The organism is Sedimentibacter sp., from assembly GCF_033447055.1.
GTDB lineage: Bacteria > Bacillota > Clostridia > Tissierellales > Sedimentibacteraceae > Sedimentibacter.
The window spans coordinates 1-11,924 of record NZ_JAWQJF010000150.1 but is presented as its reverse complement, the minus strand read 5'-3'; the positions used below and the strand labels follow the sequence as shown (position 1 = coordinate 11,924).

General features: G+C 29.8%; 10 protein-coding genes and 3 tRNA genes. 10 read left to right on the top strand and 3 right to left on the bottom strand.

The annotated features are described in order from the left end of the window. Position 1 precedes the first annotated feature (1 nt). From SA378_RS10340 to SA378_RS10330, 3 genes are all read left to right on the top strand, one after another. Positions 2-78, top strand: a tRNA-Ile gene (locus SA378_RS10340). A 21-nt stretch (positions 79-99) separates the two neighbouring features. Next, positions 100-176: transfer RNA gene (locus SA378_RS10335), tRNA-Ile, on the top strand. Between the two features lie 3 nt (positions 177-179). After that, positions 180-255: transfer RNA gene (locus SA378_RS10330), tRNA-Phe, on the top strand. 229 nt (positions 256-484) lie between these two features. Here the strand turns inward: SA378_RS10330 and SA378_RS10325 are convergent. Next, on the bottom strand, positions 485-1,447 hold the full coding sequence (locus tag SA378_RS10325; RefSeq protein WP_318525907.1) for a ribonuclease H-like domain-containing protein: 963 nt from the start codon (positions 1,445-1,447) through the stop codon (positions 485-487). A gap of 81 nt (positions 1,448-1,528) precedes the next feature. Here SA378_RS10325 and SA378_RS10320 point away from each other — a divergent pair, with 81 nt between their 5' ends. After that, a complete protein-coding gene (locus SA378_RS10320; protein ID WP_318525906.1) occupies positions 1,529-3,904 on the top strand; it encodes a DNA internalization-related competence protein ComEC/Rec2 in 2,376 nt (791 codons plus the stop codon). Continuing rightward, positions 3,873-4,907, top strand: a complete 1,035-nt coding sequence (gene holA, locus SA378_RS10315; protein WP_318525905.1) for a DNA polymerase III subunit delta — start codon at positions 3,873-3,875, stop codon at positions 4,905-4,907. The genes SA378_RS10320 and holA overlap by 32 nt, the downstream gene beginning before the upstream one ends. Before the next feature lie 188 nt (positions 4,908-5,095). Here holA and rpsT read toward each other — a convergent pair whose 3' ends face one another. Further along, on the bottom strand, positions 5,096-5,359 hold the full coding sequence (gene rpsT / locus SA378_RS10310; protein ID WP_318525904.1) for a 30S ribosomal protein S20: 264 nt from the start codon (positions 5,357-5,359) through the stop codon (positions 5,096-5,098). Positions 5,360-5,631: 272 nt separating this feature from the next. Between rpsT and gpr the strand changes: the two genes are divergently transcribed. The 5 genes from gpr to SA378_RS10285 all read left to right on the top strand — a co-directional run bounded on the left by gpr (position 5,632) and on the right by SA378_RS10285 (position 11,049). Further along, positions 5,632-6,567, top strand: a complete 936-nt coding sequence (gpr, locus tag SA378_RS10305; RefSeq protein ID WP_318525903.1) for a GPR endopeptidase — start codon at positions 5,632-5,634, stop codon at positions 6,565-6,567. Between the two features lie 89 nt (positions 6,568-6,656). Continuing rightward, positions 6,657-7,790, top strand: coding sequence for a stage II sporulation protein P (gene spoIIP / locus SA378_RS10300; protein ID WP_318525902.1), 1,134 nt, complete (start codon positions 6,657-6,659; stop codon positions 7,788-7,790). 65 nt (positions 7,791-7,855) lie between these two features. Continuing rightward, positions 7,856-9,661, top strand: coding sequence for a translation elongation factor 4 (lepA, locus tag SA378_RS10295; RefSeq protein ID WP_318525901.1), 1,806 nt, complete (start codon positions 7,856-7,858; stop codon positions 9,659-9,661). A 13-nt stretch (positions 9,662-9,674) separates the two neighbouring features. Next, the gene (locus SA378_RS10290) at positions 9,675-10,241 is read left to right on the top strand and encodes a LemA family protein (protein ID WP_318525900.1); all 567 of its coding nucleotides are present in this window, start codon (positions 9,675-9,677) and stop codon (positions 10,239-10,241) included. Between the two features lie 19 nt (positions 10,242-10,260). Next, positions 10,261-11,049 carry a TPM domain-containing protein gene (locus SA378_RS10285; protein WP_318525899.1) on the top strand — a complete coding sequence of 263 codons (789 nt, stop codon included), beginning with the start codon at positions 10,261-10,263 and terminating at the stop codon, positions 11,047-11,049. 120 nt (positions 11,050-11,169) lie between these two features. On the opposite strand, the gene SA378_RS10280 is transcribed toward SA378_RS10285, so the two are convergent. Continuing rightward, a complete protein-coding gene (locus SA378_RS10280) occupies positions 11,170-11,673 on the bottom strand; it encodes a hypothetical protein (RefSeq protein WP_318525898.1) in 504 nt (167 codons plus the stop codon). Positions 11,674-11,924 lie beyond the last annotated feature (251 nt).

Sequence of the window (11,924 nt, the reverse complement as noted above, 5' to 3'; positions counted from 1 at the left end):
TGGGCTTATAGCTCAGGTGGTTAGAGCGCACGCCTGATAAGCGTGAGGTCGATGGTTCGAGTCCATCTAAGCCCACCATTATCCACAATATTATATTGTGGGCCTTTAGCTCAGTTGGTTAGAGCGCCCGGCTCATAACCGGTAGGTCCAAGGTTCGAGTCCTTGAAGGCCCACCATATGCCCAGATAGCTCAGTCGGTAGAGCAGGAGACTGAAAATCTCCGTGTCCGTGGTTCGATTCCGCGTTTGGGCACCAATTATAAAAGGCTACTTCGAAATAAGATATAATTCTATTTCGAAGTAGCCTTTTTAATACATATATATTTTACAAAATAAATTGATAATTTTTAAATTCAGGATTTATAATAAATTTAAAATATTGAAGTTATAATACTTTTTACAATATTTTTAATATTTTCATAATAAATATAAAATATTGAAGTTATAATACTTTTTATAATATTTTTAATATTTTTATAATAAATTTAAAATATTGAAGTTATAATACTTTTTACAATATTTTTAATATTTTCATAATAAATTTTATCATTTAATTTAATAGGAACCAAATTTTTTTTAATTCCTTCTATAGCTGTATAGCTTATAATTTTGTATTCATTATTATTAACGTAATAAAATTCGCTGATATTATTATCTTTGTAAAAACCTACCGGAATATTGATTTCCATTGTTTGCGTATTGATTTTTAAGTCAAGATCAAAATTTATACCTTGATGAATGTAATTGTTTTTTAAACTAGATATAATATATAATTTACAAATCAATGAATTTTTTTTTATAATAAAGTCATGATTGTTTATTTTCACTATAAGGTTATTGAAATACCAAATATCATCATACAGATTAAAAATACTGTTTAATAATATTGGAAGATTAAATACATCTTCATAGTTGTGCTGCATTATTAAATAAGAAAATTCTTTTCTGGGTTCAATTTTATAAGCTTCGTATAAAACTATAACATCTTCTCCTCCTAATGTATCATTTCTTTTAATATTGAAATATTCTTCAATAGTTTTTAACTTTAAATCAGTAATTTGAATTTTGTTTCGTAGCTGACGCATGTAATTGTATAGATCTATTTTAATAAAACAATCAAAATCAATATCTATATTATGCTTCTGTGTTTTATTGACTAAAAAAGGAATATCAAAAATGTTTCCATTATATGTAATTACATATTTTTTTGATTTAATTAAATCTTTCAATAACTTAAGTGCTTCAGGCTCGTCTACTTTATATTGACAAAAAATTTGATATATTTTATATTTGCCTGATTCATAAAGCAAGACAGTAATAGAAATTATATCAGAGAATTGTCTAGAAAGTCCTGTTGTTTCTATGTCAAGAAAAAATGATTCTTTCAATAATTCATTTATATTTTTGTCATTAGATATAGTTTCTACTTCATTGTTATTTACTATCATTTATTCTCCCTGTGAAATTTGTCGTAATAAAATTATTTTGATTTATCTCCTAATATTTGGTAAGATATTAAGAGGTGTATTATGTATATAATAATTTCTATATTTGCAGCTTATGCGATGGGAATAATATCATATGAACTTGGGTTCTTCAATTATTTATTCACTGCTGTTTTTGTTTTACTCATTTACAATGGGTTAATCTCTAAAAAATTTATATATAATATTGTAATAATTGCTTTTCTTTTACTTTCTTTCATTAACTGTAATTATAATTCAAAATCAGTTTTAGCACAACATATTAATGAAAATATACAATTAACCGCTAAAATTAAAAGCCAAAATAAGACTGAAGGAAATTCTTATTTTAGCAGTTACAATGCAGTTGTAACTAGTATAAACGGCAATAAACTTAAAAATGAGGAGCAAACTATAATATACACGGGTAAAAAAGAAAAAGTAGAAGAAAACAGCATTATTATAATAAAAGGAAATGTAGCTGATACTAATATTAGCAAAAATAAATTATTATTTAATTATAAAAGTTATTTAAGATCAAAAAAAATTCATGTTACTATTTTTGCTGAGGGTTCTATTGATTTTATTAGTGAGAAATATTCGGCTTTTAATGAAGTATCTATAAAATTCAGAAAATATGCTGAAAATACATTTTACAAAAATTTAAATGAAAAAAACGCAGATATTATTTTATCCATAATCTTAGGAGATGTGGATTATTTAGATGAAGATTTGTATGACAATATTAAAGAAATGGGATTAGCACACATTTTTGCTGTTTCTGGCACTCATATAGTTCTAATGTATGGATTCTTGCTCACAGTGCTTAAAGTAGTCGGATTAAGCCGAAGAGTGAGCTGGGTGGCAACATGGGGATTAATATGGTTTTATGGATTTTTAATTGGGTTTCCATTGTCAGTTATGAGGACTCTTGTTATGTTTACTTTATTGTTTGGGTCTGAGGTTTTATACAGAAAATACAGCTCCTTAAATGCTATAGGTTTGGCAGCCTTAATATTGACTATCTACAATCCGTATTGGATTTTTGATGCAGGATTTTTATTATCATTTTCAGCTGCATTAAGTTTTATTATTTACAATAAGTATATTGCAAAAAATATAATCACTGACAACATTATTGTAAGAAGTATTTGTATGTATTTGTTTTTACAGATATTCACATTGCCTGTAATTGCATATTACTTTAATTACGTTCCTGTAATGGGCATTATTTATAATTTGCTGCTCCTTCCTATATTTACTGTAATTCTCATGTATGGTTTCATATTATTGATTTTAAACGGGTTATGTTCTATTTTATTAATAGTACCATTTAGAATTTTTAATTACATAATAACAAGTTTAAGATACATTTTATATTTATCTGACGAGTTTGCTTTTAATGGTATGACAGTTGAAACAATGTCAATGTACAGCATCATATTTTTTTACATTGTTGTGTTTTTTGTGATATACTTATACAACAATAAAGCTTCATGCATAAGAAAATATGGTTTTATAACTTTAACTTGTTTTTATGCTGTTACTTATGTTGCAGTTCCTATGTCAGATGACAGTTTGTATTTTAATGTTGCAGATGCAGGTCAAGGATTGTTTACAACAGTTAAGTATAAAGATGTTGACATAATAATTGATTGCGGAAGCACAAGCAGCAATAATTTTGGAGAATACACCGTTGTTCCTTATCTGACTAAGAGGGGAACAAACGAAGTTGACGGGGTATTTATCAGTCATTGGGATAAGGATCATTATTCCGGTTTAAATGATTTGATAAACAGTCATATTGAAATAAAAAACATATTTGCATCTTCACAAAATGATGAAATAAATAAAAATATTAAAATAATTAATAAAGATGGCTATATAAAAATTGATGGCAGCTTCAATATTAAAATATTATGGCCTGATGAAAATTATATTTCTCAAAGCAAGAATAATTCATCCCTTGTTTTATTGCTTAAGTATAAAAACAAAAGCATTTTGCTCCCAGGTGATATTGAAGAAAATGTTGAAAATTTAATTTTTCAGAATCTTAAGCATGCAAATATATTGATTGCACCTCATCATGGAAGCAAGACATCATCATCAGAAGGATTTGTAGAAGCTGTAAAGCCTAAAATTGCAGTTTTGAGCTATGGGAAAAATAATTACGGAATTCCGTCAGAACAAGTTCTTGCGAGATATGAAAAAGTTAAAAGCACAATTATTTCGACTTACGAACAAGGAGAAATAAATTTTATTTTAAAAGATGATGAAATATATTATAATACATATACAAATGAAAAATCCGATAATTATTATAAATTATATTTTGTATGGATATTCCCAAAACTTTTCATATTTTGCATTTTGCTCGTATGGATAATGGGATATAAAAAAGAGGAGTGTTATGAGCTACAAAATAATAAAAGATTTAATTGAAAAAAAGAAAGTTCCAAATTGTTTACTGTTTTTCGGTACTGAAGAATTTTACATAGACGATGCAGTAAAACTTGCAAAAAATAAATATGTTGATAAGAGTTATGAAAACATGAATTATATGGAATTTGAAAAGCTTGAAAACAACTTTGTTGAATTTTATGAATTTATTACTACATTTCCTTTTATGTCTGAAAAGAAACTGTGCGTTGTTAAAGATGCAGGATTTTTGACGTCTTCCGGAAGCTTGAACAAAAAGGAAGAGGACCAAATAATGAATTTTATTGATAAAGATTATGACACCTGCATTATGGTGTTTCTTATTAAGGAAGGAAAACCTGACTCTAGAAAAAGAATAATAAAAAAATTAAAGGATACAAAATCAATTTTTGAAATAAATAAATTAAATGAAGATGAATTGTCTAAATATATTTTGAATAGATTTAAGAATTATAATTTAGCAATAAGCATGAAAGATGCAGATTATATGGCAAATAACTGCGGTTATCTGGAATATGAAAGCATCGTGAGCCTTTATCATGTAAATAATGAAATTGATAAAATAGCTTTATACGAAAAAAACACAAAGAATGTTTCATTGGATGATATTGATAAGCTTATGATTAAATCCGTTGAAAGCAATATTTTTAAGTTGGTAGATTTTATATGTGAAGGCAATAAGAAAAAAGCTTTCGAAATTCTGGAGGAAATGTTGGTAAACAACACCCCTGAGCAATTTATTATTCATATGATTGCAAGACAGTACAGAATGCTTTACCAATATATATTACTTCAAAAGAAAGGATATAACTTCAGCGATATAATCAGTAGAATGAAATTAAAAAATTTTGTAGCTACAAAGCTGTCTAAACAATCCAAAAGTTTAAATCTAAAACAAATTGAAATTTATATGGAAAAGTTTCTTGAAATCGATAGGAAAATCAAGACAGGGGAAATTGACAACAGGATTGGTCTAGAAATAATTACAAACGGAATAATTAAGTAGTAAAAAAGTTGCTCCGCAATTCCCATTCACTGCGTTCAGGATGACACAAATAAGGTTTGTCAATAGTCCGAGAGTTGCTACTCAACTCCCGCTAGGGAGACCTATATAAACCTATATAATAGGGAGTAGCTTTCTTATTATAATGAATAAAGTAGCATAAAATAAAAAAGACCAACCGGTCTTTTAAATTATGCTACTTTATTTAATTTAAGAGTCATTCTACTTACTTTTCTGGCCGCTGCATTTTTGTGAATTGAATTTTTTGCAGCTGCTTGATATAATTTTTTCTCACATATTGTTAAGTATTCTTTAGCTTTTTCATAGTTGCCTTCAGCCAATGCTACTTCAAATTTCTTAATATATGTTTTGATTTCAGACTTTCTGCTCTTGTTTACTTCAGTTTTTTTGTTTATAACTAAAATTCTTTTTTTTGCAGATTTAATATTTGCCAAAATCTTCACCTCCTTTAAATAGTCTTATTTAAAATGCTCATAATATTTTAGCACATTATATATATAAGTGACAATATTTTTGACAGCATACCAATTATACAGGTAAATTTAACAAAAATCAAGTGTAAAGAATAAAAAAATGAAAAAATTCAATAATAAATTTGATATACATAATATTATATATAAATTTATTTAAATTTCAAGATATTTTTTACATATTAATTTTTTGTATATTAAATATGAAGATAAATTGATTTATTCAGGAGGAAATGATGTACAGAACAGATTTAGCTTATGAAGCGAATGAGTCGCTTAAGCAAAAAATTGAAGGAATAAAGATTGGAACAAAAAACTACAGCCACGGGGAAGTAGTTGAAATGGAAATTTTGGATGACTATGCAGAAAAAACAGTGGGAAAGAAAAAAGGAAAGTATGTTACTTATGAAACAAAAAGCCTTAAAAGTCTTACTGATGAATCAAGAGATGAAGTTATTTCAATAATTTCTCAAGCAATCAAGGATGTATCAGGACTGAAAAGAGAAAAAATTCTTGTTGTAGGGCTTGGAAACAGAAATATAACAGCTGATGCACTGGGACCAAGAACTTTGGATAAAATAAAAGTTACGAGGCAATATTTTAAAGCATATAACAAAGATTTTGATGAAGATTTCAATGAAGTAAGTATTTTGGAGCCAGGTGTTTTAGGTACCACAGGAATAGAAACCATTAATACAATTATAGGGGTAGTTGAAAAGATTAAACCAACTCTTCTTATTATAATAGATGCACTCGCTTCAAGAAAAATGAGAAGGCTTTGTTCAGTTATTCAAATAACAGATGCAGGTATTGAACCAGGCTCTGGAATTGGAAACATGCAAGGTTCTTTAAATAAAGAAAGTATAGGTATAAAAGTAGTTGCAATCGGAATACCCACAGTTGTGGATACAGCAACAATAGTAAATGATACCATAGAAATGATGGAAGAAACTTTAAAGGATAAAACAGATGATGTTGGTCAAATAATGGGAATTTTAAGCGATTTGGAATATGATGAAAAGCATATGTTCATAAAAGAGATATTAAGTCCTATGTATGGTGAATCTATTGTAACACCAAGTGCTGTAGACGAACTTATTGATTCGTTATCTGATATGTTGGCTGAATCGATCAATAAAGCAGTGCATCCGGGATACGAATCAAAATCGTAATGTAATTGTAAAAAATAACAGTGTTATTCAGGAAACAATACACATATACATTAATATATTACTATTGAGAAAGTATGTGGAGTTGAATTATGAAAAGACGAAGAAAAAGTAAAGGTGGAACAAGATTTTATATGGCCATGTCTGTATTTTGCTTGGCAGTACTTTTTATCGGTTACAGTTATGTGTATAATTTATCGGAGAAGAGGAAATCCGGAGAAGGAATTACTACAATCTCTATAAATTATAATGCTGATAAAAATGTTGAAGATGAGGGATTAAGTGCATTAGACAAAGTTATGTCTTACTTCAATATATTCTTGGAAAAAACTTTCAGTGAAAGCGGCGACGAAAGCAGCTTATTAGAAACTATAGATGATGAACCAAAAGAAATATTTAAGACCATTGACAGTAACGATGAACCTAAAACTAAAGATCCATTGCAAATATATGAAAAAAGTGAGTATGATTATTTACAGGATGTACAAAAGGAAGTATATTTGGCTAATAACAGAAAAGAAGATTTTTTTAAGATTATTGAGTCGCCTTCATGCAGAAGCAGCTTTCCTAGGGATATGACGATTGACGCTGCTTCTGTCAATGAAAATTTTAATATAGTTTTGTATCATACTCATGGAACAGAAGCATATTTACCGTATGAAGAATCTAATTATCACACCAAGGATGAAAATTATAATGTAATGGGAATTGGAAACAGAATAGCCACAAACATAAATAATTATGGATTAAACATAATTCATTTAAAGGATTATAATGATTATCCTGATTACAATTCGTCATATGCTAATTCAAATTATGCTGTAAGTCAGGTGCTTTCAGACAGCAAGAAAAATTTAATGATTGATTTACATAGAGATGGTGCAGATGAAGGTTCAAGTTATGAGGAATTTTTATCAAAAGTTAAGACAGTCGAAATAAACGGCATTACTGCAGCAACATGCACATTAGTTATAGGTAATAAAAATGGAAATTTAGAAGAAATAAAAAAAACCGCTCAAACTGTATATGATACGTCCAATGAATTGTATCCCGGCCTTTTTAGAGATATTGTAATAAGAGAAGGGGCGTATTTTAATCAATATCTTTCTGATTACGCCATCTTGATAGAACTGGGAACTACATTAAACAGCATAGAAGAAGCACAGTATTCGGCAGACTTGTTATCTGAAATATTATGTAAATCAATTGAAAAATTAAACAAATAATGCTTTTACATTTACATAATTTTTGATATAATACCCTTACCAGTTAATTAGGGAGGTAGCATTACTTGGATAGAAAAAAATACATAAGAAACTTTTCGATAATCGCTCATATAGATCATGGCAAATCAACTTTAGCAGATAGGTTAATAGAAAATACAGGACTTCTTTCACACAGAGAAATGCAGGAACAAGTATTGGACAACATGGATTTGGAAAGGGAAAGAGGAATAACCATAAAGCTTCAGACTATAAGTCTTTTATACAAAGCTTTAGATGGTTGTGACTACACACTTAATTTAATAGATACTCCAGGTCATGTGGACTTTAATTATGAAGTTTCAAGAAGTTTGGCAGCTTGCGAAGGTGCTGTTCTTGTTGTTGATGCAGCTCAGGGAATTGAAGCTCAAACATTGGCCAATGTTTATCTTGCATTAGATCAAAATTTAGAAATTGTGCCAGTTATAAACAAGATTGACTTGCCGAGTGCAAGACCTGAAGAAATAAAGCAGGAAATTGAAGATGTAATAGGACTTGACTGCGAAAATGCACCTTTAATATCTGCAAAAGATAACATTAATATTGACCAGGTATTAGAATCAATAGTAAATGTTATTCCACCGCCAACAGGAGAAGAAGACGCTCCTCTTAAGGCACTTGTATTTGATTCGTATTATGACAGCTACAGAGGCGTTGTTGCATATATAAGAGTCAAAGAAGGTCAAGTTAAAAAAGGTGATAAAATAAGAATGATGTCAACTGGGAAAACTTTTGATGTCACAGAGGTCGGAGTAGTTTCACCAACACAAAAGCCAGTAGCTGCATTGTTTTCAGGAGATGTGGGATATTTGTGCGCAAGCATGAAAGAAGTTAAGAGCTGCCAGGTTGGTGATACAATAACAAATGACAGTTACCCTGCAAAAGAAGCATTGCCTGGATACAAAAAAGTAACATCAATGGTATTTTGCGGCGTTTATCCTGCTGAAGGTGAAGAATATGGCAGTGTGAGAGATGCTTTGGAAAAATTGCAGGTAAATGATGCTTCACTTACATTTGAGCCTGAAACATCTATTGCATTAGGATTTGGATTCAGATGCGGATTTTTAGGTCTTTTGCACATGGAAATAATTCAAGAAAGACTTGAAAGAGAATTCAATTTAAATATAATTGCCACAACACCAAGCGTAATTTATAAAATTTACAAAACAAATGGCGAGATGATAATTTTACAGAATCCTACAAATATGCCTCCAGTTCAAGAAATAGACTATATGGAGGAACCTATTGTTTCTGCATCTATTATGACTCCTACAGATTATGTTGGAGCAATTATGGAACTGTGCCAAAACCGCAGAGGAATATTTGAAAACATGGAATACATGGAAGCAAAAAGAGTAATATTACACTATAAACTTCCTTTAAATGAAGTTATATATGATTTCTTTGATGCTTTAAAATCTAAAACCCGAGGTTATGCTTCCCTGGATTATGAATTAAGTGGCTATATTCGTTCTGAACTTGTTAAAATGGATATACTTATTAACGGTGAATTGGTAGATGCATTTTCCATTATAGTTCATGAGCAAAAGGCATATGAAAGAGGAAGAGGAATAGTAGAAAGACTGAAAGATGTAATTCCAAGACATTTGTTTGCAGTGCCTCTTCAAGCAGCAATAGGTTCTAAGGTTATAGCAAGAGAAACTGTAAAAGCTCTTAGAAAAGACGTTTTAGCCAAGTGCTATGGCGGCGATATAACAAGAAAGAAAAAACTTCTGGAAAAGCAAAAAGAAGGCAAGAAGCGCATGAGGCAAATAGGCAATGTTGAAGTTCCTCAAGAAGCATTCTTGGCTGTGTTAAAGTTCGACGAAGATTAGAGAGGTGGTAGTGATGAAAAAAGGATTAATTGCATTAATAGTTGTGTTGGTTGTAATAGGGATAATGGCTGCTTCTGTTTTTGGAAGCTACAACTCATTGGTTTCACTAGATGAAAAAGTAAATACTCAATGGGCAAATGTGGAAAGCAAGCTTCAAAGAAGATTTGACTTAATACCAAATTTGGTTGAATCGGTTAAAGGAGCGATGGCGCAGGAAAAAGAAGTTTTTACAGCAATAGCAGACGCCAGAGCAAAAATGGCAGGAGCGCAAGGTACAACACAGAAAGTTGAAGCATCAAATGAATTAGAAGGTGCTTTAGCGAGACTTCTTGTAGTGGTTGAAAATTATCCGGAACTTAAATCAAATGAAAATGTAACTGGTTTAATGGATGAACTTGCCGGAACTGAAAATAGAATATCCACTGAAAGAGACAGATACAATGAAGTAGTAAGCGAATATAATTCAACTATCAGAAAATTTCCTAAGAACATATTAGCAGGAATGTTTGGATTTGAGCAAAGACCATATTTTGAAGCAACTGCTGGTGCAGATGTTGCTCCAGAAGTGAAATTTGATTAATTTTTGGGGAGTGAGATATTTGAAGAAAAACATACTGCCCTTACTTATTGCATTTGTAATTTTAATTACGGGGTCTCTAGCTTACGCAGACGTTGTTTATCCTGAGCCAACTGAAGAATTTTATATTAATGATTTTGCTGATTTAATTGAAGATGAAGTTGAAAACAATATAAGAAAAATAAACTTAAATTATGAAAATACCGAAGAAAAGCCGCAAATTGTGGTTGTGACTGTTCCAGACATGCAAGGTTTGGATGAATATACTTATTCCGTTGAACTTTTTGAAAAATGGAAAATAGGTAATGATGAATATGACAATGGTTTATTGGTTTTTCTTTCATTAGATGAAAGAAAAATTAAAATTGAAGTTGGATATGGGCTTGAAGGTGCAATAACGGATGCAGAATCCGGAAGAATATTGGATGCATCTCTTGATTACCTTTCAGAAGGGGATTATTCCACAGGTTTAGAAAATATTTTTTATCAGCTTGCAAAAAAAGTAAATGAGGAATATGGCTATGATGATGATGTTATTTTTGGAGATATTGATGTTAATGTTGAAGAAGACTACAGCTCAATTGACTTTGGATCAATATTAAAAATTATTATGCTGATTGTAGTGTTGTCAATAATTAGAGGCGGAAGAGGCGGTTCAGGCAGAAGACGCAATAGCTTTTTATTTATACCAGCAATTAACAGATTTGGAAACTTTGGAAGTGGAACTCATATAGGCAGCGGTTTCGGAGGTGGCGGAAGCTTTGGCGGAGGCGGTGGTTCCGGAGGCGGCGGAGCCGGAAGAGGATTTTAGAGCAATTGATAAGCAATAGAAAAAACAAAACTTAGGTTTTTATTAACCTAAGTTTTTTTCATAGAACTAGCCTTAGCTTAATTACCGCTAATCTATAGCTTTATCTACTGCTGCTTATTGTTATGATATTTTTCCCATATAAATAATTTCGTCGGTATCAGCATTTGTAATCAATAAGCCTAATTCTTCCCAATTTGATGAGCCAAGGTATCCAAGCCTATCATCCCAGGTATCATCATATTCATTTTTTGTAACTTGTTCTCCATCCACATAATATTCAACTTCAGAATCAATTAGTTTAAAGCCATCTTGAGAAATATAATCATTTTCATCTTCATCTTCATAATCTAAATCCATATCATAATCTTCGTCTTCATCATATTCATCATTATAATCGTAATTGTTGTAATCTATTTCTGCAGCATCTGTATACAGGTAACCGTAATTAATTAAATTATACAAGCATTCATACATTTTATCCATATTCTCATTATTGCTGTAAGCTACACTTAATTGTGCGAAAAAATCTAATATTTCTTGATTTTTTACATCATAAGTAACTTTATCTTTTGTATAAAGCATTTCTTTCCAATCTCCGCTTTCATTTGTTATAGTTATTTTCATTTCAAATCCCCCTTATATACTATTTGTAAAATATATTATGCATTTTAATTTTTATAATAAATATATATATTTTTTTTCATTTAAATATTATAAGATTAAATATATTTAGATTTAATATGAAAAAAATGTCGTTTTAATGAAATCAACTTAAAGGTTTTATAAAATCCGAATTATATATTTTATTAAATCAAACTTTATAATAATTATAATATAATAATGAAATACTATTAATAGTTAATAAATAAAAAAAT